Origin of the sequence: Amycolatopsis sp. NPDC021455, from assembly GCF_040640995.1 — a bacterium.
Classification (GTDB): domain Bacteria; phylum Actinomycetota; class Actinomycetes; order Mycobacteriales; family Pseudonocardiaceae; genus Amycolatopsis.
Window position 1 is genome coordinate 1 of record NZ_JBFACT010000056.1, and the last position, 19,098, is coordinate 19,098.

Annotated in this window: 18 protein-coding genes and 1 pseudogene; 9 read left to right on the forward strand and 10 right to left on the reverse strand. The window is 68.9% G+C overall.

Annotated features, from left to right (window positions below; all coding sequences use genetic code 11):
* Window positions 1–154: 154 nt before the first annotated feature.
* Both AB0G28_RS37650 and AB0G28_RS37655 read right to left on the reverse strand, forming a co-directional pair.
* The gene (locus tag AB0G28_RS37650; protein WP_361100781.1) at window positions 155–1,516 is read right to left on the reverse strand and encodes a wax ester/triacylglycerol synthase family O-acyltransferase; all 1,362 of its coding nucleotides are present in this window, start codon (window positions 1,514–1,516) and stop codon (window positions 155–157) included.
* A gap of 20 nt (window positions 1,517–1,536) precedes the next feature.
* Window positions 1,537–1,962, reverse strand: a complete 426-nt coding sequence (locus tag AB0G28_RS37655) for a hypothetical protein (RefSeq protein WP_361100784.1) — start codon at window positions 1,960–1,962, stop codon at window positions 1,537–1,539.
* Between AB0G28_RS37655 and AB0G28_RS37660 the strand changes: the two genes are divergently transcribed.
* Window positions 1,961–2,152 (forward strand): hypothetical protein, encoded by a 192-nt coding sequence (locus AB0G28_RS37660; protein ID WP_361100787.1) that lies wholly within the window; start codon window positions 1,961–1,963, stop codon window positions 2,150–2,152. The two genes, AB0G28_RS37655 and AB0G28_RS37660, sit on opposite strands and share 2 nt — an antisense overlap.
* A gap of 67 nt (window positions 2,153–2,219) precedes the next feature.
* Here AB0G28_RS37660 and AB0G28_RS37665 read toward each other — a convergent pair whose 3' ends face one another.
* Genes AB0G28_RS37665 through AB0G28_RS37675 form a run of 3 tightly spaced genes read right to left on the reverse strand, consistent with a single transcriptional unit; the run spans window position 2,220 to window position 5,034 of the window.
* Window positions 2,220–2,459, reverse strand: a complete 240-nt coding sequence (locus AB0G28_RS37665) for an SHOCT domain-containing protein (protein ID WP_361100790.1) — start codon at window positions 2,457–2,459, stop codon at window positions 2,220–2,222.
* Window positions 2,460–2,473: 14 nt separating this feature from the next.
* Window positions 2,474–3,484 (reverse strand): NAD(P)H nitroreductase, encoded by a 1,011-nt coding sequence (locus AB0G28_RS37670; RefSeq protein ID WP_361100940.1) that lies wholly within the window; start codon window positions 3,482–3,484, stop codon window positions 2,474–2,476.
* Complete coding sequence (locus AB0G28_RS37675) at window positions 3,484–5,034, reverse strand: AAA family ATPase (RefSeq protein WP_361100793.1); 1,551 nt, start codon at window positions 5,032–5,034, stop codon at window positions 3,484–3,486. Before AB0G28_RS37675 ends, AB0G28_RS37670 begins: the two co-directional genes overlap by 1 nt.
* 124 nt (window positions 5,035–5,158) lie before the next feature.
* Between AB0G28_RS37675 and AB0G28_RS37680 the strand changes: the two genes are divergently transcribed.
* The 5 genes and pseudogenes from AB0G28_RS37680 to AB0G28_RS37700 all read left to right on the forward strand — a co-directional run bounded on the left by AB0G28_RS37680 (window position 5,159) and on the right by AB0G28_RS37700 (window position 8,701).
* Window positions 5,159–5,884, forward strand: a complete 726-nt coding sequence (locus tag AB0G28_RS37680; protein WP_361100796.1) for an ABC transporter ATP-binding protein — start codon at window positions 5,159–5,161, stop codon at window positions 5,882–5,884.
* Window positions 5,881–6,614: pseudogene (locus tag AB0G28_RS37685) on the forward strand (ABC transporter permease). Before AB0G28_RS37680 ends, AB0G28_RS37685 begins: the two are co-directional and overlap by 4 nt.
* A gap of 129 nt (window positions 6,615–6,743) precedes the next feature.
* On the forward strand, window positions 6,744–7,190 hold the full coding sequence (locus AB0G28_RS37690) for a DUF6292 family protein (RefSeq protein ID WP_361100943.1): 447 nt from the start codon (window positions 6,744–6,746) through the stop codon (window positions 7,188–7,190).
* Between the two features lie 4 nt (window positions 7,191–7,194).
* Complete coding sequence (locus tag AB0G28_RS37695) at window positions 7,195–8,178, forward strand: nitroreductase family protein (protein ID WP_361100799.1); 984 nt, start codon at window positions 7,195–7,197, stop codon at window positions 8,176–8,178.
* Between the two features lie 79 nt (window positions 8,179–8,257).
* Entirely contained in the window at window positions 8,258–8,701 is a 444-nt protein-coding gene (locus tag AB0G28_RS37700) for a hypothetical protein (RefSeq protein ID WP_361100802.1), read from the forward strand.
* Window positions 8,702–8,707: 6 nt separating this feature from the next.
* Here AB0G28_RS37700 and AB0G28_RS37705 read toward each other — a convergent pair whose 3' ends face one another.
* Together AB0G28_RS37705 and AB0G28_RS37710 are read right to left on the reverse strand one after the other, a co-directional pair.
* Window positions 8,708–9,628, reverse strand: a complete 921-nt coding sequence (locus AB0G28_RS37705; RefSeq protein ID WP_361100805.1) for a galactose-1-phosphate uridylyltransferase — start codon at window positions 9,626–9,628, stop codon at window positions 8,708–8,710.
* Window positions 9,625–11,037 (reverse strand): glycosyltransferase, encoded by a 1,413-nt coding sequence (locus AB0G28_RS37710; RefSeq protein WP_361100808.1) that lies wholly within the window; start codon window positions 11,035–11,037, stop codon window positions 9,625–9,627. The genes AB0G28_RS37705 and AB0G28_RS37710 overlap by 4 nt, the downstream gene beginning before the upstream one ends.
* Before the next feature lie 200 nt (window positions 11,038–11,237).
* Between AB0G28_RS37710 and AB0G28_RS37715 the strand changes: the two genes are divergently transcribed.
* The gene (locus AB0G28_RS37715; protein WP_361100811.1) at window positions 11,238–11,858 is read left to right on the forward strand and encodes a hypothetical protein; all 621 of its coding nucleotides are present in this window, start codon (window positions 11,238–11,240) and stop codon (window positions 11,856–11,858) included.
* A gap of 61 nt (window positions 11,859–11,919) precedes the next feature.
* On the opposite strand, the gene AB0G28_RS37720 is transcribed toward AB0G28_RS37715, so the two are convergent.
* Window positions 11,920–12,657, reverse strand: a complete 738-nt coding sequence (locus AB0G28_RS37720; RefSeq protein ID WP_361100814.1) for a hypothetical protein — start codon at window positions 12,655–12,657, stop codon at window positions 11,920–11,922.
* Here AB0G28_RS37720 and AB0G28_RS37725 point away from each other — a divergent pair.
* Window positions 12,647–13,423, forward strand: coding sequence for a hypothetical protein (locus tag AB0G28_RS37725; RefSeq protein WP_361100817.1), 777 nt, complete (start codon window positions 12,647–12,649; stop codon window positions 13,421–13,423). The genes AB0G28_RS37720 and AB0G28_RS37725 overlap by 11 nt on opposite strands.
* Window positions 13,424–13,428: 5 nt before the next feature.
* Here the strand turns inward: AB0G28_RS37725 and AB0G28_RS37730 are convergent, their stop codons facing one another.
* Window positions 13,429–14,445: a hypothetical protein gene (locus AB0G28_RS37730; protein WP_361100820.1), complete on the reverse strand. Its 1,017-nt coding sequence runs from the start codon at window positions 14,443–14,445 to the stop codon at window positions 13,429–13,431.
* Between the two features lie 22 nt (window positions 14,446–14,467).
* A complete protein-coding gene (locus tag AB0G28_RS37735) occupies window positions 14,468–15,004 on the reverse strand; it encodes a hypothetical protein (RefSeq protein ID WP_361100823.1) in 537 nt (178 codons plus the stop codon).
* Window positions 15,005–15,709: 705 nt separating this feature from the next.
* Here AB0G28_RS37735 and AB0G28_RS37740 point away from each other — a divergent pair.
* Window positions 15,710–19,081 carry a P-loop NTPase fold protein gene (locus tag AB0G28_RS37740; RefSeq protein ID WP_361100826.1) on the forward strand — a complete coding sequence of 1,124 codons (3,372 nt, stop codon included), beginning with the start codon at window positions 15,710–15,712 and terminating at the stop codon, window positions 19,079–19,081.
* Window positions 19,082–19,098 lie beyond the last annotated feature (17 nt).

The window sequence follows — 19,098 nt, forward strand, 5'->3', positions numbered from 1 at the left end:
GCGGCCAGCACCTCCAGGACCTGGATCCGGATCGGGTGGGCGAGGCACTTGAAGAGATCGGCTTTGATCCGGTAGAGCGGCTCGGTCGTGCGGGATCGGGCGGGCATCGGCACCTCCTGGATTGATGATTCTATCAATCCATCAATCCGAGGTCTCAGCGGGCCGCGGCCAGCAGCGCCGGGAACTCCCGCTCGATCGCCTTGGCGAGCACGTCCGTCTCCGGAACGGTGTCCGTGTCGGAGGTGATCCCGAAGGTCACCTCGCCGGCGTAGCTGAGCATCGCCACCCCGATCCGCACCCGCAGCGCGATGGGCACGTACGGGTGGATCCGCACGATCCGGTGCCCGAGGGCGGACAGCGGTTCCGCCGGTCCGCGCACATTGGTCGTCACCGTGACGACGTTGCGCTGCGGCAGGTGCACGGCCGCCCGGATCGCCCACCCGACCGGGGCGAAGGGCTCCTGTGCCGCGGTCGCGGTGAGCAGCGCGCCCGCGTCGGCTTCCTTGGCGGCCTTGAGCGTGCCCAGCCGCCGGTGCACCCGGACCAGCCGCTGCGCCGGGTCGGCCAGGTCGACCGGCAGCAGGGGCAGCAGGAGCGAGACCTCGTTGTCGAGCGCGGTTCCCGTCCGCACGGACACCGGGACCAGCGACCGCACGCTGTCGGCGCCGGGCGTCTCGCCGCGCTGCAGCAGCAGTTCCCGGAACCCGCCGGTGACGGCGGCCAGCAGGACGTCGTTCACCGTGACGTCGAAGGCCCGGGCCACGGCCTGGACGTCGGCCAGCGGCACCGACGCGGTCGCGTAGCGCCGGTCGTGCCCGAGCGGGCCGGTCAGCGGCGTGGGTGAAACCGGCAGCAGCGCGGACGTCATCGCCGCGAGACCGCGGGCGGCGTCACTGACTCGGCGGGCCAGCCGGTTCGGATGCAGTGCTTCCCGGGCCAGCAACCCCATCTGGTACCACGGGCTGCGCAGCAGCGCGCCGGCCGCGTCCAGCAGCAGCTTGGCCGAACCGGGGTCGGCCGCCTCCGCGGCGGGACCCGGACCGGCCGGGGCGTCGCCGAAGAGGACGGTCTGCAGCCGCGCCGCCGCCAGGCCGTCGGCGAGGGCGTGGTGCACCTTCGTCAGGATCGCCCAGTGCCCGTCCGGCAGTCCTTCGATCACCCAGAACTCCCACAGCGGCCGGTCCCGTTCCAGCCGTTCGCCCATCAGGAGGGCGACCAGCTCGCAGAGCGCGTTCTCGTCGTGCGGCGCCGGGAGCGCGACCCGCCCGAAGTGCGCGGGCGGGTCGAACGCCGGGTCGTCGATCCAGACCGGCGGGCCGAGGTCGAACGGCACCGTGCGCACCTTCTGCCGGTAGCGCGGGATCCCGGCCAGCCGCGCGAGCACGGCGGCGGTGAACTCGTCCTGGTCCGGGGCCGGTCCTTCGGCGATCGCGACCGAGGCGATGGCCAGGGACGAGCCGGGGTCCTCGTCCTCGATCTCGAGGAAGGCCGCATCGAGGGGGCTGAGCCGGTCCATGGCGTCCTCTCAGTGGGCTCTCAATGGGCGATGTCGACCACGACTCGCCGGACCTGGTCCTGGGGGCCGAGCAGGGTGAACACGCGGAACGGGAGCTTCGCGCGGACACCCGCGGCGAACGTGCTGAGCCCTTCGAACGACCCGGCGAAGCGCACCGCCCGCAGGGACGGCCAACCCGGGGTGCTGACCAGGGTGTCCCCGACCGCGGCCAGCACTCGGCCGGGCTGGTGCCCGGAGCCGTCCGTGCCGAGTGCGGGTGCCCGGACGACGATCTGCAGTGCCGCGCCACCGGGTACCGGGAGCGGGTCGCCTTTCGGGTCGGTGGTCACCACGGGGACGTACCGGACGACGAACCCGGCCGCCGCCGGGCCGTTGACGTCGAAGACCACGCGGTCGAAGCAGGCGTGCCGCCCGGCTCGCACGAGGTAGAGCGCGTCCTGGCTCATGGAGTCCGACGAGCGCGTGTCCGTGCGCCAGCCGGAAGTCTCCCGGCACGCCGGATTCGCCGGGGGCGGCGCCGACGTGGTGGGCGTCGCGGGCGTGGTGGGCGGCGCCGGGGTGGTGGCCGGTGTGGTCGCCGGGGCCGGAAGCACCGAAGCCGACAACGGCGTGCTCGCCGGGGGCGACGCGCCCTGATCGCTCCCGCACCCAGCGAGCGCGAAGCCGCACGCCACCGCGACGAGCGCCGCCCGCCCGCGCGTGGTCACCTCGTCCTCGTCAGGGCGTCACGGCGGCGTTCGTACTCGTCCTGGTCGATCTCGCCACGGGCGAACCGTTCGTCGAGGATGCGCCGGGCGGTGCCGTCCGGTGACGGCGGCTGCGGTGCCCGGCGCACGAGGACGACGACGAGGACGACGAGCGCGGCCAGCACCAGCGCCATCAGCACGAGCATGCCGACGTCGCCGGCCCAGCCCATGGTCGTGGGGTAATGCCAGTACGGCATGACCGGCTCCTTTCCTAGCGGGCCTGGAAGTGCTTCGGGGGAGCTTCGAGCGGCTGCAGCACCTCGCCGAGGTCGCGTCGCGGGGTCGCGGGCAGCGGCTCGGCGTTGACGGGAGCCCAGCCGATGCGCAGCACCATCTGGGGGAACGACCCGCCGGTGACCCGTTCGGTCACGGTGTCGCGGACCTCCGGCAGCTCGAGCGGCTCGGTGAGCGGGCACGACGAGAGCCCGAAGGCGTTCGCCGTCAGCAGCACGGCGCTCGTGGCCTCACCGGCCCGCAGCCGCGACATCCGGTCGTCGGAGGCGGTGCTCAGCACGAGCAGGACGGTCTCGTCGTCCTCGGCCTTGGCACCCGGCGGCTGAGCCAGCAGCGGGTCGGCGAAGGGCCGGGTCCGGAGCCCGCCCGGGGTGTCGTCCGGCGCCGGGGTGTTGCGGGCCGGGACGCCGTCGGGCGACAGGTGACGGCCGCTCCAGGCCGCCAGTTCCGTCCGGTACGCCGGGTCGGCGGCGTGCCGGTCGGCGGCTTCCTCGATCGCGGTCGCCAGGTAGTAGCGGGCCGAGTTGTCGGCGACCTGGAGCACGGTGCCCTCCAGCGCGGCGGCCTTGGCCATCGCCTCGACGTGGCCGCGCGGCACGATCCAGGAGCTGTGCCGGCGCCGGTCGGTCCGCCGCCGGGGGATGGCCGCGGCCATCGCGATCTCGTCCTGCGACGGGTCGCGCGGGTGCAGCGTGATCGCCGCCAGGTGATCGGGCTCGCCGGGGTTGGGCAGGCGGTGTACTTCCGCGGCCCAGCCGAGCGCGCCGAAGCCGACCCGCAGGTGGTGCAACGCGGCACCGCAGCTGAGGATCAGGTCGCGGCCGTCCGGGTCGGTTTCGGGCAGCCGCCGGTCGGGGTCGGCGTAGAGGTGCAGGGAGCTCTGCCCGATCCGCCAGTACCACGGCTGGGAGTTGTGCACCGACGGCGCGCGGACGGCCATCGCGACCGCGGTCTTGACGGTGAAGTCGTCCGGGAATGCTCGGTCCATCATCGGCTTTCCTCGTCGTCGGGGGTGTCTGCCGGCTCGACCTTCGCACCGCGGCACTCGCCGCCGGGAGGGCCGGAGTGCCTTCGGTGAGGGGACTTTCGATGCCCGGACGCCAGCCAGGCCATGGCCCGTGCGAGCGATTCGGCCGGGGTGCCGGTGGTCGGCAGCGGATGGGCTTCGGGCCAGGGGTCGGCGTCCGCGGCCATCCGGTGCGCGATCTCGGGAGTGGCGTCGGACAAGGCGCCGGTCCGGGTCGTGATGCGCCGTGCCGCGGTCGTTTCCGGCGCCAGGCAGCGCACGGCGACCAGGGAGCTGGACGTCCGTTCGGCGACCGCGGCGGCCAGGGCGCGGTGCCGGGCCGCGTTCCAGGACGCGTCCAGCACCACGGTTTCCCCGAGCGCCAGCAGTTCGCCGGCGCGGCGCACGAGCTCGGCGTACATCGCGTCCGTGTGGCTTGTGTCGTAGAGACCTTCCCGGTAGCCCTCGGCGGGCCGCCGGACCGGTTCGAGCCCGGCCAGTTCCTTGCGGAGGCGATCGGACTGCAGCAGGGTCGCGCCGAGCCGGTCGGCCAGCCCGCCTGCGATGGTGGACTTCCCGGTGCCTGGCTCGCCGCCGACGAGGACCAGACGTACCTGGCCGAGCCGCAGGTGCCGCAGCGTGAGGTCGGCGTACTCGGCGGCCGCCGCGGCCGCCCCCGCGTCACCCTGGGCGTGGCGGAGGCAGGCGACCTTGACGCGGACGAACGCACGGTAGGCGAGGTAGTGGTGCACCAGCGCCGGGGGAGCGGGGTCGCCGGTGAACTCGCGGTAGTCGAGCAGGAGCTGTTCTGCCGGCTGGAAAGCACCGAGCCGCTCGAGGTCCATGGCCAGGAAGGCGACGTCGTCGAGGACGTCGACGTGCCGGAGGTGATCGTCGAACTCCAGGCAGTCCAGGACACGGGGACCGTCGCCGAGGCAGAAGATGTCGTCCGCGAGCAGGTCGCCGTGGCCGTCGACGACGTGCCCTTCGGCGATCCGGCGGTCGAACAGGGGCTCACGGCCGGCGAGGAACTCCTCGGCGAGGGCTTCGATCTCACCGGCGGTGGCTGGGTCGAGCACCTCGCCGTGGAAGGGCTGGACCTGCGCGAAGCTGTCGCGCCACCGGTTCCGGACGGCGTCGCGGGTCTCGTCGGCGTCGATTTCCGGCCCCTGCGCGGCCCGGGCGTGGAAGGCGGCCAGCTGCCGCGCCAGCGCCCGGATCGTGGCGGGCGGCAGTGCGCCATGGCGGACCAGAGCCGACAGCCGCCGGTCCTCGGGCATCCGGCGCATCACGACCAGGTGGTCGCGGCCGTCGCCGCCCGGACCGGTGACGTCCGCGACGCCGAGGTAGACGTCGGGGGCCAGCCGCCGGTTCAGCTCCACCTCCCGGTGACACGCGTGCTCGCGGGCTTCCCGCGTCGAGAAGTCCAGGAAGCCGAGGTCGACCGGCTTCTTCAGCTTGTACGCGAGGTCCCCGACGAGGAAGACCGCACCGATGTGGGTCTCGCGGACGTCGGCCCAGGGTCCGTCCATGCCGTCAGCATCGGCTTCCGGGCACCTCGTGCGCCGGGGACGAAAGTCACCGGGACCGGGGACCGGAGAAACCTCCGCGGGCGCGTCCCGGCGCTCACCATGGTGTCCGGCGGAAGGAGACGTCGTGGACGAACCGGCGATCGAGGTGACGGATCTGCGGGTCCGCCGCGGTGGGCAGGAGGTGCTGCGCGACATCGGGTTCACCGTGCGGCGCGGCACGGTGACCGGGCTTCTCGGGCCCAACGGCTGCGGCAAGAGCACGCTGATGCGCTCGATCGTCGGCGTGCAGATCGTGGAGTCCGGAAAGGTGGACGTCCTCCGCCGGCCGGCGGGCAGCCCCGAACTGCGACGGCGGATCGGCTACGCGACCCAGGAACCCGCGATCTACGCCGACCTGACCGTGACCGAGGCGCTGCGGTACTTCGCCGCGGTGCTCGGCACGCGTCCGTCCGATGTGGACCGGGCGATCGCGCAAGTCGGCCTCACCGGATCCGCCCGCACCGTGGTCGGCCGCCTCTCCGGCGGCCAGCGCGGCCGGGCCAACCTGGCGGTGGCCCTGCTGGGCACCCCCGAGCTGCTGGTGCTCGACGAGCCCACCGTCGGCTCCGACCCCGAACTGCGCGACGAACTGTGGAAGCTGTTCCACGACCTGGCGGCGACCGGGGTCACCCTGCTGATCTCCAGCCACGTCATGGACGAAGCCGCCCGCTGCGACGACCTCCTGCTGCTGCACCGAGGTCGGCTCCTCGCCCGGGGCACGCCGGCGGAACTGCGCGCCCGGACCGGCGCGGCCGACCTCGAACAGGCGTTCCTGCGACTGATCAAGGGCCGGGAAGGAGCGACGCGATGAGCGCGGCGATCACCCTGGCCACCACCCGCCGGATCCTCACCCAGCTGCGGCACGACCCGCGCACGGTCGCGCTGATCGTCGGCGTGCCCAGCGTGCTGATGATCCTGCTGCGCTACGTCCTGAATTCCGAACAGCGGTTCAGCGGGATCGCGCCGGCGCTGCTGGGCATCTTCCCGTTCACGATCATGTTCCTGCTCACCTCGGTGACGACGTTGCGCGAGCGCACGACCGGGACGCTCGAGCGCCTGATGACCATGCCGATCGGCAAACTGGACCTGCTCGTCGGCTACGCGCTGGCCTTCGGGCTGCTGGCCGTGCTGCAGGTCGTCGTCGCGGCCGCGATCTCCCTGACCTGGCTCGGGCTCGACATCGCCGGATCGGTCGGGCACTGCTGCTGATCGTGGTGCTGGACGCGCTGCTCGGTACCGCACTGGGACTGTTCGTCAGCGCGTTCGCCCGCACCGAGTTCCAGGCGATCCAGTTCCTGCCGGTGTTCGTGCTGCCGCAGTTCCTGCTGTGCGGCCTGTTCGTCCCGCGCGGCGACATGGGCTGGGTGCTCAGCGCGCTGTCGGACGTCATGCCGCTGTCGTACGCCGTGGACGCGCTCACCCAATTGACCCGGTCCGCCGAGATCGACGGCACCCTGATCCGGAACGTCGCCGTCATCGCCGGTTGCGGCGTCCTCGCTCTCCTGCTCGGTGCGGCCACCCTGCGCCGTCGCACCGCGTGAGGCCGCTGGTGACGAAAGTCCCTATCGGCAGGGCCGAACGACGCCATCCGGCGGCACCGGCGGAACGTACCGTCGGGTCCCGATGAGACCGGTCCGATGTGGCCGGTGCACGACCCGGCGCGATGGAAGGTGATTCCCCTGCTGACCGGTATCGACCGTGACCACGGCCTGCGCAGCGGACTGACCGGCTACCTGGCCGCGGTGAGCGCCGCGGTCGGTGTGGGCGAGGAGTCCTGCACCGTGGACCTCGACGCCCCCGCTTCGGCGTACATCGCCCTCGACGTGCGGCTGCCCCGCCATCCCGGCCGCGACATGGCGCTGCTGTGGGACGAACGGCACGGGTGGGCGTTCGCCATGGAAACCCATTCCGGTGAGGACCTGCTGGTAATGGCCTACCTCGGCGGCGAGCTCGTGCCCAGCCCGTCCCGCGTCCGCCGCTTCGTCGCGGCGATCCGGTCCGCCGGCGGGCCGTCCGGTGAGCCGGTGCCGCCGGATCTGCGCGGCGACCGCGGCGAACTGCTGGACCGGCTGCGGCGCCACTGCCGGGTTTTCCCGTACCTGTCCCGGATGGGGTGATCTCGTGTCCGCTGTGGAGGCACCGGGCTGGACGCCCGCCGAGACCGAGGTACTGGTCCGGTCGATGATGCGGGCGCCGTCGGTGCACAACACCCAGCCCTGGCAGCTGGAAGTCACCCCGGCCGAGCTGTCGGTGCGCGAACGCGCGGAACCGGTCCTACCCCACCACGATCCGCGCGGCCGTGACCGCGCCGCCTCCTGCGGTGCCGCGGTGGCCAACCTCGAACTGGCGGTTCGCGCCCTCGGCCGGTCCTGCGTCGTCGCGTTCCTGCCGGAGGACGAACAGCCGGACCTGATCGCGCGGATCGCCGTGGGCGAGCCGGAGCTGCCGAGCGCCGAGGAACGCCGGCACTACGGTGCGATCGCGCGCCGGGCCAGCCACCGCGCGCCGTTCGAAGGGGTGGCCGTGCCACTGCCGGTGGTGCGGCGGATCATCGCCGCGGGCGGCGCACCGGGCGTCGAAGCGCGTCCGGTCCGCGAGATCGCCACCGTCGCCCGGTTACTGCACTTCGCCGCGGAAGCCTTCCGGCAGGACGGCGGCTACCAGCGCGAGCTGTCGCTGTGGACGATCCGCGACGAGCAAGCGCACCGGCACGGCGTCGGCATCCCGGCGAGCCGGATCCCGGCCGGCTCGGTGCCCTGGGCGGGCTTGGTCCGCCGCGCGACCGACATCCCCGAAACGCCCGAACTCGAGCGCCGCCTGGCGGGCGAGACACTGCTCCTCTTCGTCACCGCGGACGACTCACGCCTCGACCACGTCCGGGCCGGCTACGCGATGGAACGCGCCTGGCTCGCGGCCGTCGACCTCGGCCTGGCAGCAGCGGTCCTGACGCAGCCCCTGCACCTGCCGCCGGTGCGCTCGGCGCTGTGCGAAGACCTCGGGCTCACCGGTTTCCCCCAGGCACTCCTGCGCGTCGGCTACGCCGCGGAAGCGGACCCGCTCACTCCGCGCCGGGCAGTGGAAGAGGTGCTGCGGCGCGGACCTTAGGGCTCGGCGCCGTGGACCTAGGACTCTGCCTCCGGGCGCGCCTTCGGCCGACGATCGTGGTGGGAGAACGGAGGCCACGATGACGACCAGCGTGCGGAAGCGCAGACCGCCCGTCCGGACCCGGCGCGCCGGATACCTCGTAGGGGTCGTGGCGAACAGCGTCCTGCTGGTCCTGGTCAACGCCTGGCCCGGCTGGGAAGTCCTGCCGTTCCTCACCCCCGCGTTCCCCACGGTGCTCGGGCTGGTCGACCTCGCGCTGGTGGCGGGCCTGGTCACGGGCCTCGTCCAGCTGTGGCAGGACCCCGAGTGGCTCGTCGCCCTCGACGGCGTCGTGACGTCGTGCGCCGGCCTGGCCGCCCTGGTGCGGCTGTGGCAGGTCTTCCCCTTCGACTTCACCGGCACCACGTTCGACTGGGCGCTGACGGTGCGGATCGTGCTCGTCGTGGGCCTCGCCGGTACGGCGATCGGGCTGCTGGTCCAGCTGGGCACCCTGGTCCGGGCCGGGCTGCGGAGACCACGCTGACGCCGGTCACCCGGCCACGGCGGTGCGCAGCCGCGCGGCGGCGTGCTCCGGGGTCACAGTCGTCACCGGGACACCCGTCGCCAGCTCCAGCCCGGCCGGGACCTCCAGCCGCGGAACCACCTGCAGTGACCAGGCCAGGAACGGCGCGGTTTCGTAGCCGCGGGGAGCGGTCCGCACGACGACGTTGTAGGCGGGATCGCCCAGCTCGCCGCGCAGCGCGGCCAGGACGGTCCGCAGGCAACCGGCGGTCGCGCGGATCTGCTCGGCCGTGGCGGCGGCGAAGTCCGCGTGCGCGTGGTGCGGGACGATCCGGACCTCGTATGCGGCGACCTGCGCGAACGGGGTGTAGGCGACCACGTGGTCGTCGGCGAAGACGACCCGCTTCCCGTCGCTGAGCGCCGCTTCGAGCTGCTCGTCGGCGAGCCGCCGCCCGTGGTCGCGGTGGTGCGTCCGGGCCGTCTCCAGCTCGCGGCGGGTGCCCGCGGACAGCACCGGCAGCCCGGCCACCTGAGAATGCGGGTGCTCCAGGGAGATCCCGGCCGCGAGCCCGTGGTTGCGGAACACGACGACCTGGGCAGCGGATGCCCGGAGCGCGCGGTGGCGGTGCTGCCAGGCGCCGAGGACGTCGGTGACTTCCCGTTCGGTGCCGGTCGCCAGATCCCAGTCGTGGCGCGGCGACTCGATGACGATCTCGTGCTTGTCCGACAACGCATAGCGGTTGGGCACCGCGCGGACGCGCCAGCCCGGCCCGTCGCCCGGCAGCCGCCACGTCTCCGGCGGGGTGTCCTGCGTGGTTCCCGGGCAGAACGGGCACGCGGTCCGCGCCACGCGGTGCGGGCGGTCCCCGCGGCCGGGCGCGAGGATCGTCCAGTCTTCGGTTTCGGCGTTCCAGCGCAGCTCGCCACCGTGCCACGGCCGGGTCGTCACGACGCAGCTCCCTCGATGAAGGCGATTCGGCACCGCTGCGAGCAGAAGTAGCGGGTATGCCCCTCCTCGGGGGCTGAGAGCGTGCCGCCGCCCGGTGGGACGGTCAGGCCGCAGACCGGGTCGCGGTGGTCGGACCGGGTCATAAGCGCGCCCGGCGGGTCGCCGTGCGCGAGGCCGTCGAGCAGGGTCAGTTCGTCGAGTAGGAGCCGGGGGAGGAGGAAGTGCCGCCGCACGCGCTCACGGCCGGCGGCACCCAGGGCGGCCGAGCGTCCCGGGTCCTTGAGCAGGGCGAGCAAGGTCTTCGCGCACTCGGCGGTCGAGTCGACGAGCAGGCCGCCGGCGTCGTCGGCGACCTGCAACGGAATCCCGCCCGCGCGACCGGCGACGATCGGTGTGCCCTTCCAGAGCGCTTCGGAGACCACGAGCCCGAACCCCTCGCGGATCGACTTCTGGATCATCACCGACGAGAACCGCTGGAAGGCGTTGACCTCGACGTTGCCGACGCCGGTCAGGTTCGTGAAGACGTGGATGTCGGGGTCGTCCCGGCCGGCGTCGGTGATCTGGCGGTAGACCTCCCAGCCCTGCGGGTCGTCGAGGGCCATCGAGCCGACCAGCGCCAGCTGGAGACCGGGGACTTCGGGCCGGACCAGGCGGAACGCCTCGATCACGCCGAGCGGGTCCTTCCACGGGTCGAACCGCGAGACCTGGGTGACCAGCGGGCGGTCGGGCTCGATGCCGATCCAGTTGAGCACCGCGTGCGCGGTCCGGTCGTCGAGTGACATGTTCTTCGGGCTGAGCGGGTCGATAGCGGGGCAGATGATGTCGGCCCGGGCGCGCGACAGCGTCGGTGGCACGAAATCCGGCAGGGTGAAGACGGTCGCGTCGTAGCGCTCGACGAACTTGCCGAGGTAGTCCCAGACGCCGGGTGCGGGTTCGGACGTGTCGACGTGACAGCGCCAGACCGAACGGGCTTTCGTCGTGTCCGAAAAGGACAGTACGGCCGCGGGTTGTGGGTCGTGCACGAAGACGAAGTCGCAGTCCGCGAAGTCGGGATCGGCCGACAGCTGCTCGGCGTTGCGGCGCGATGTCTCTTCGTACAGCCGTATTTCGTCGTCTGTGATCGGTTCGGTGCCACCCTGCAGCGCGTTGTGCAGCTTCTTCGTCACGGCGAAGAAGGCGGGCTCGCCACTGATGATCTTCCAGCTCGCGCGCACGCCGAGGTCGTTGTAGAGCGGCACGGCGGACCGCAGCAGTTCGGAAACCCCACCGCCGTAGGGTGTCGCGCTCAGGTGGATCACCCGTGCGCCGCGAAGCCGTTCCGCCACCCCGAGAAGCGGCTCGACGATCCAGTCCGGCACGACCGCGCGGTAGGCCGAAACGGAAAGCGCACCGACGTCGACTGTCTGCATCTCCGGACCCCTCGCTCGACGGCCAGGTGTCCAGCGTCGGGTACCTCCGGGTGTGGTGGCCAGGGCCCAAAGTCACCGGAACCGCGGCGGAGGAAACGGCCGCAAGGCCCGCCGAACGGGGACTGTCGCCCCTGCGGCGTGATCACCCCTTCCGGCGATGCTGGGCACACGTTTCCCGAGCGACCCGGAGGGCAGGAGCGATGTACACCAGGATGCGGTTGACCCGGCTGCGGCACACTCTCCTGCCCGGCCGCGGCCCCCTGGTCCGCCCGTCCGACCGGTGGCAGGCGAGGTTCCTGGCACTGGTGATCCTCCTGTCGCTCGTGACCGCGGTGGGAGCCGTGTTGTTCGGCATCGGCGAGTATTCGGCGGAGGCGGCCAAGTCCCGCGAGCAGACGGCGACGCGCTACACGGTGACGGCGGTCCTGCTGGCCGACGGACCCGCCCCGGCCACGGCCGGCCGCGGCGGAACACCGTTCAGCTCCGGCCCGGCACAGGCGACGTGGCGCACCCGCGACGGGCAGCAGCGAGTGGGCGTGGTGGACGCGGTGGCGGGAACGGTCGCGGGCCACGAGGTCGAAATCTGGGTGGACGAAACCGGTGCACCGGCAGAGCGCCCGCTGACCCGGGCAGCAGCGGTTATCGGCGCGCCTCTGGGCGCGGCAACCCTCTGGGCGGCGGTGGTGTCGTTGCTCGTCTTCCTCTACCGCGGCGCGGTCTACGCGCTGAACCGCCACCGCCTGGCCGCGTGGGAACGGGAATGGGCCGGCCGAGCAACCGGCCACACCCGCCGCGACGACCAACGTCCGACGAGTTCCTGATGGGCTCTCGCCACTCGAAGCCGAACAAGCGCAACTGGCGCCGGCATCGGGCGACGCGGGCTCAGAAAGTCGACGGGTCGACGGAGGGCCCCCAATCGGTGAGGGACGCTACGCCCAAGACCGCGCCGCCGGGTTTGGTCTCCAGCACGGCGAGGCCGTAGATCGTCGCCTGGGCGTCGTCCAGCGGTACTTGGAACACCAGATCCGACTCCTGGATCGGCGCGCCCCGCTGATCGTGCCGCAGCGGACGGAAGTAACTCTGTCCCGCACCGAGCTCTGTTCCGTCCCACGTCGTCGCGAAACCGGTGTAGTAGCCGCTGTTGCCGGCGCGAGTCGCGTCGTGCGGGACGTTGGGCGGGATCGCCCAGAAAGTCCGGCCGTTGCATTGGACGAGCGTCGGGCGGTCACCTGCCTGGGCTGTGCGCGGCGGGGGAGACCATCTCTGGTCGATCTGCTTCCCGGTGACCAGCAGGCGGACCGCGCTGGGCTTCCCGATGGCGATGCTGATGGGCTCGCTCGTGTTGTTCATGATGCGGGGCCGCAGCTTGATCTGGTAGTGCGTGGGATCGAACCGTCCGTCCGGAGTGAACACCTCGCCTTTGCACCAGTAGACGACCTTGAGGTCGACAGAGGGCAGTGAAGGATCCGTCGGATCGGGTTTGGGACAGTCCTTGTCCAGCGGTACGGCAGTACCGCTGGACGCGATCGGAGGGGCGGTGGACGCCGAGGACGGTTTGGCCGGCGCATACGGTCCCCGCTCGGCGACGCGGGTTAATGCGAGTATCGCGGTGGATGCCATTGATGCCCTACTTGGTGGCGCTGACCCGGAGATCGCGCGCCTGCGGAATTATGCGTTAGAGCGAGTGTTGGAGGTCGTGCGGGCAAGTCAGGTCGATGCGGATACCGTAGCTCGGCTAGAGTGGCGGTTGTTGCCTGCGCTAGGATTTGAAGCGCGTAGTCCTGCCCTTGATCGAAAGCTTGCGACAGACCCGGCCTTCTTTGTCGAAGTTATTACGCTCTTCATGCGTCCGAGGAAAGCGCGCGACGAGCCTTCGGTCTCCGAAGCTACCGCAACGAATTCATACCGGTTGCTGAATAATTGGAAAATCATTCCGGGAACTTCCGAAGAACTAGGTCACGTTGATCAGGCGAAGCTTCTCTCGTGGGTTGTAGAAGCTCGTCGCCGTCTTGTCGAAGCAGACCGACTAGATGTAGGAGATCAATACATTGGCCAAATCTTGGCTCGTTCGGCGGTTGACGATGACGGCGCCTGGCCGGAGAAGTCAGTTCGGGAGGTCATCGAGTCGGTGGCCAGTAGTCATGTAGAGCAGGGTCTATATATTGGCATCGTCAATAAGCGCGGAATGACGGCTCGCGGTGTGATGGACGGCGGCGAGCAAGAGCGTGTTCTAGCTGAAAAGTATGCCCGTTGGGTAAAGCAAGTTGAACTAGCTTGGCCGCGCACTGCGGCCGTTCTTCGTGCTGTGGAACAGCGGTATCGTGATGACGCTGCAAGGGAAGACGAGGAAGTGGAGCGCATTCGTCGCGGATTAGGAGATGAATAAGGCTATTAGCTTCCCTTCTTGAGCAGCAGTAGATCGAGTGGCCGCCGCCAGACGGCACGGTCCTGATTCGTCAAGTCGTCCACCTGGAGAGCGCACCGATCGCGCCGTAAGCCCCACTCCTGGATGCCTTCGGCCGCCTCGTCGTCGGCTGCGTCGCCGAGGTGGACGAGCGTGCCCGAGAGGAATTTCACGGCACGGCGCAGCCGGCCAGATTGTGGTGCGCTGGGGCCGGTGATCTCCGATGACACCGCGGATGCGGCGATTTCGACGTCTTCACGCTCCTGGTCGGTTATGTTCTGCTCTGGCATCTGCTCTACCACGATGGCGACGATCCGGGCCAGGTTCTGGTATTGATCGGCAGCTCGCTCGATGGCGGTGCGCTGGTTCTGCGTGACGGCCGTGTTGTTGAACGCTACCTGAGCACCGGCCATGCTCCCGTTGAACGTCGGGCCATGCACGTGAGTGGTGCTCGATGTGCCGAAGGTCCGCGCCTCGAAGTAGCTACGGACATCGCCACCGTGATCTAGGACGCAATCGCGGCCGTTGCTGGTAAGCCGCGGCCCGATCATGCCTTCCCCCCAATGGTCGACGGTGTGAGCGCGCACGAGTCCACTGTCCATCAGGTAGGCGGCTTCATGCTGGAGCTCATCTTTAGTGAAATCCCCGTCGTCATGGTGGATCTGGTCGTCCGACAGGAACGACATCCAGTCCGCGGCGTCACGGTGGGAGTCGAGCCAAGTGAGCATGCGCTGCCGTAGCAGGCCGACGCGACGGCCGGGGCGTTCGCGGAAAAGCTGCTCGGCACGCTCTTCGCCGCGACTGGTAAGCCGACAGTCCGACGTGCCGACGAGACTGAAGTTGGCCCTCACCAAGCCATCGTGCTGAAGTTCCTCGATCAGTTCACGAGCGTGTTCCGCGTTGAGACTCCGCTCGGCAAGAAACGCGTCTGCGTCGTGCTGGCCGGGTTCGGCCAAGTGCATCAGCAACGCGGTCCGGTGTTGCTCGTATTTGGTGCTTGCCATCGCGGTTCTCCAGAAATATGGCTTAAAACGTGATGTTGCTTAGGGCTTCGATGCCGGCCTTAGCCCAGTCTTCAGCTCCCGCCGCAGTACCCTTCACCACCCCGGTGGCGATCGGCGCGAGGATTCCGCGCAACCCCCGGAGGGCGCGTCGCAGGCGCCCGGGTTCCGGGGCTTCCGGGCCGGTTATCTCCAGCAGTACCTCGTTCCCTGCTTCTTCGGCGTCGCGCAATTCGCTCTCAGTCAGGCCGACCTGAGGAAGCTGCTGGAGCAGGTCTGTGACCAACTTGGCCAGCGCCTCATAGCCGGGCGTCACGGTGCTGCTGGCATTCTGCTGATTCTGCGTGACCGTCTTGTTGCCCCATGCAACTTGCGCACCAGTCATGTCTCCGTTGAACACCGGGCCGTGGTAGTTCGTCACGTTCGTAGGCCCCATGCCGATCGAAGGGAGATCGGTCGTTTGCATCTCGACCGGGATGCGGATCGGCCGCTTCGCGAACTCCTTCTCAAGTTCGCGCTGCATCTTCCTGATCCCTCGCTTGTCGATGCCACTGCCGGCCATCTTTGACTCCCCTCGTCGGGCGTATGTTCCCCACGACCCTACGCTCGAGCTCCGACAGAACCGGCGTGCGACACCGCGCTCTACGTCGACCCGAGTGGACCGGCTCATGACGGACCTGATCCGCGCCCTCAAGGCGTCGGTTCACGGTGGGTGTGATCTTGTAACCCGCCAGGGTGAGGGTTCGACACGGCGTCTCCTGGGTCCGTGCAGGTGGTCACCCCACCTGGCAGTCTTGAGGCGCTAGTTGCCACAGCGCAGCCGAAGGCGGGACGCAGTGCAGAGGGCGGTCCGTCGAGCACTACGCGCTGCTATGTGATCACTGAAAGCTGCGGCGGCAGTATCGCTGGCTCGGGAACGACCTACTGATCGGTACTTTTTCGGTGACGATCTCGAGCGGCAGGGCGACGTTGTCCGCAGAGGGCTGCGGTGGGAGGGTTGAGCGATTCGGCGCCGCGTCGGGTACAGACCTCATCGCAGCTCGCTAGCTAGGCGAGGCGGGCGCCAACGGGTTGTATAACGAACTATGCAGAGAAGCGTGTGGGATGGACGCCGCACGCTCCGAGACAGCGAATACTTGTCAAGCAGACACGCCAGGCTGCCGAGGCCGGTATCTGCGTCTCGCGGTACATCTCGACATCAGCTGTCCGCTTGTGTGAAGTCCGGTCTACGATGTCAGCCTTCCGATCGGCAAGCGAAGGACCGTGAGTGCCCGAAGATCGACGTAGGGGTGTCGAGAACCTCCTTCGTGACCTGGTCAGGACCGATGCACTGCTCAGTGAAGCGCTGACCGGCCCGGACGGCACCTCGCGGGTGCTGACGGCTGTGGTTGTCGCGGATCTGGTTGGGTGCTCGCCGCGCGAGGCGCTGGACGCGATCACCGACGGGCCGGGTGACCTGGGAATCGATGCGGTGGTGATCAAGCCTGACACGTCCCAGGTCTGGTTGATCGGCGTTTCCTGGGCAGATGGGCAGACCGGCCACATCACCAAGGGAACCGCGAAGCTGATCAAGGCAGCGCAGGGATTCTTGGATGATCATCTACAGGGCACGTCGACAATCCTCGAGCGGCGGCTGAACAGCGCCAAGCAGGTCCTCGCCGAGCCGGCCGCCACTTTGACCGTCATCTATGTATATCCAGGGCCGCCGGTCTCCAGTCCGCGTCACGCTGATCTCACCGCAGACCTTCGGACCACCGCGGGCAATACGACGGCTTACTTCTCGGTTATGGACGCCGACGGAATCGAACGTGCAATCGGGCGTCTGGCCAGTCGCCAGCCGCCTCCGATGGAACCCGCCGACTCGGTTGGCAATGAGCGGGCCATCGACGCGCTGGCTACGACTCTGGCAGGTCAGGAGGCATGGTCAGGCAGTCTTGATGGCGTGCTGCAGCGCTTCATCAGCCAGACCGCCGAGCGATTCGACTTCCTCGAAACCAACGAAAGGATCGTCTCGATCGCCATCACCGATGACGGCCGAGAAGCGCTTTGCGGCGACCGCGATGGCGGCATCAGCCGATGGGACCTGGTCGAGAAACGGCGAACCGGCCGGATTGACAAGGCACACGGCGGCGCCGTTACCGCGATCCGCTATCTCGCGGCCGGAAGGGCGGCGCTCTCCGCGGGAACAGACGGCAGACTGCGTAGATGGGTACTAGACACCGGTGTTGAGACCAGAGGCGACCACCATATCAAGGTTTCGAAGCAGGAGATCTATGCCTTTGCTGTCACCCCGGACGAAAGCCATGTCATCACCGGTGGTGCCGACGGTGCTCTGCGCAAGTACGACCTGGCCAACGACCAACAGATAGGCAAGGACTGGCGTGGGCATCGCATGCAGATCAATGCGGTCGCCATGGCTCCCGACGGGTTGGAGGTCGCCTCCGCAAGCGACGACGGCACGGTGTGCCGGTGGCGTCTCGCCGACGGTGAACCGCTGGGAGAGCCGATGGCGGGGCACGACGGCTACGCCAACGCGGTGACCTATGCCGCTGACGGCGCTGTTCTCGTCTCCGTGGGGGCAGATGGACGCGTCGTCGCGTGGGACCGGGAGACCGGAGGACAGCTGGAACAGCTCGGAGACCATGGCGCGCCATTGCACTGTGTGCTTACGCTCCCATCGGGCACGACCGGTCTGGCCGCCGGTAACGGCGGCTTGGTCCGCTGGTCACTCAACGAACTCCCGCCAGCCCGCTCGGACGGGCCGGCGTTCGAGCAGTTCGCGAACGTCGCGACCGATAAGCACAGCAGCACTGACTCATTGGACATGGCGGCAGACGTACGGCAGATGGCGCTGTTGCTAGGCGCTCGAGAGGTTGCGCCGCCGCTGTCCATCGCCCTCATGGGTAACTGGGGAGCCGGCAAGTCGAGCTTCATGAGCCAGCTCAGCGGCCAAGTGAACGCGCTGGCTACCCGCTCAGCGCGGACACCTGGGCAGGGACCGTTCGTCTCACACGTCCGCCAGGTGTGGTTCAACGCCTGGCACTACAGCGACGACCACCTCTGGGTCGGGCTCGTCGAGCACCTGTTCCAGGGGCTCACTCACCCCGGTGATTCGCCGGTTGCCGATCCGGATCGGCGGGCCAAGCTGGAAACCGAACTCGCTACGAACAAGGCGGAGAAGGAACGGATCTCGGCCAACCTGGCCGCCATCGACCGAGTCGACGTCCGGTCTGGGTGGCTGGCGCCATTACGCGCACCTTTCCGTAGCGCGCGTATCGCGGCAGCGGCGACCAAAGGACTGCTGCACGAATTGCGGCGACTCCGGGCCTGGCTCACGGTAATTGTGATTGTCAGTGGCATTGTCGGCATCGTCCTCGGAGTTCACTTCGGCAAGGACCTGATCGCGGCAGCGGGAGGGTTGATCTCGGTCGCCGGTACGGTGCTAGGCCCTGTCCGAATTATAAAGCAGAAGATGGCGGAGTGGACCGAACAGGCGCATAAGAAGCTGGTCGAGGAGAAAACCGGCATCGAGCGGAAGATCCATGATTGTGAGCTGGAGTTAGACCGCATCGCCCCTGACCGCCGGCTCACGTCGTTGCTCGCGGATCTCGCGGACTCCGCCCGCTACGAGGCGTTTCGCGGCCTGGTCGGCCGAATCCACCGCGACCTCCGGCAACTCGATCAAGCCCTCGTGGAAGCTCGTAAAGCTTGGAAGGCAGATATCGGTGCGCCGCCGCTGGAACGGATTGTGCTATATGTAGACGATCTCGACCGCTGTCCGCCCGACCGCGTGATGGACGTGCTGCAAGCGGTGAACCTGCTGCTCACTATGGACCTGTTTATGGTGGTCGTCGCGGTTGATCCGCGATGGCTAACCGCGTCGATCAGGAAGCACGTCACGACATCGTTCGCAACGGACATTGCAGTTGACGAGAAGCCGGTTGCCCCGCTGGAGTACCTGGACAAGATATTTCACATCCCGTTCGCCATCCGTCCCATGGGGAACCACGCGGGGCGCTACATGCGAGATCTACTGCCCGCCTCTCTTGATCTCCCTAATGGGAAAAGCAAAGACGAACCACCTCTGGTCGCGGCCGTGGAACCGACGGAGGAAGACGTTTCGGTGTCGACGGACCCGGACGAACGAGAACAACCGTCTGCTCAGGCGGAGGATCCATCGCCTGATGGTGCATCTGCGATACCCGAGGGCGGAAACGAAGTTGACGACGCGGAACTCGACCCGGAGCAACTCCTGATCACTATGGCTGAGCAGGATTTCCTTGCCGAATTAAGCGGGTTCTTGCCGACGCCGCGATCGGTCAAGAAGTTCAGCAACCTTTATCGGCTGCTGCGCTTATCTGTGCCGTCCAATCAGATTGGCGAATTCGCCCTGCACGCCCACCGGCCCGCCGCGGTACTGCTTGCGGTGCTCGTGCGGGAGCCGGAAGAGGCCAAGGAAGTGCTACAGCAGGTTCATGCCTTGCCCGACGACGGCGACGTTGTGGCTGCGCTGGCTTCCGTTCTGCCAATCGACGGACTTGTCGAGCTGCGCGATGCGAGAGTAACTGACTACAAGAAGTGGGCGAAGCGGGTCGCCCGGTTCGGATTCGAGACATATATGCACTTCGAGGACCGGTAGTAGCAGACGCGTCTCCG

What these genes read in the sequence shown, in the direction of transcription:
- AB0G28_RS37730 (WP_361100820.1), bottom strand. Translation starts at nt 14,445, where the DNA reads ATGGCAAGCACCAAATACGAGCAACACCGGACCGCGTTGCTGATGCAC.
- AB0G28_RS37720 (WP_361100814.1), bottom strand. Translation starts at nt 12,657, where the DNA reads ATGGCATCCACCGCGATACTCGCATTAACCCGCGTCGCCGAGCGGGGA.
- AB0G28_RS37660 (WP_361100787.1), top strand. Translation starts at nt 1,961, where the DNA reads ATGGAGTCCGACGAGCGCGTGTCCGTGCGCCAGCCGGAAGTCTCCCGG.
- AB0G28_RS37700 (WP_361100802.1), top strand. Translation starts at nt 8,258, where the DNA reads ATGACGACCAGCGTGCGGAAGCGCAGACCGCCCGTCCGGACCCGGCGC.
- AB0G28_RS37715 (WP_361100811.1), top strand. Translation starts at nt 11,238, where the DNA reads ATGTACACCAGGATGCGGTTGACCCGGCTGCGGCACACTCTCCTGCCC.
- AB0G28_RS37650 (WP_361100781.1), bottom strand. Translation starts at nt 1,516, where the DNA reads ATGGACCGGCTCAGCCCCCTCGATGCGGCCTTCCTCGAGATCGAGGAC.
- AB0G28_RS37655 (WP_361100784.1), bottom strand. Translation starts at nt 1,962, where the DNA reads ATGAGCCAGGACGCGCTCTACCTCGTGCGAGCCGGGCGGCACGCCTGC.
- AB0G28_RS37670 (WP_361100940.1), bottom strand. Translation starts at nt 3,484, where the DNA reads ATGGACCGAGCATTCCCGGACGACTTCACCGTCAAGACCGCGGTCGCG.
- AB0G28_RS37710 (WP_361100808.1), bottom strand. Translation starts at nt 11,037, where the DNA reads ATGCAGACAGTCGACGTCGGTGCGCTTTCCGTTTCGGCCTACCGCGCG.
- AB0G28_RS37735 (WP_361100823.1), bottom strand. Translation starts at nt 15,004, where the DNA reads ATGGCCGGCAGTGGCATCGACAAGCGAGGGATCAGGAAGATGCAGCGC.
- AB0G28_RS37665 (WP_361100790.1), bottom strand. Translation starts at nt 2,459, where the DNA reads ATGCCGTACTGGCATTACCCCACGACCATGGGCTGGGCCGGCGACGTC.
- AB0G28_RS37675 (WP_361100793.1), bottom strand. Translation starts at nt 5,034, where the DNA reads ATGGACGGACCCTGGGCCGACGTCCGCGAGACCCACATCGGTGCGGTC.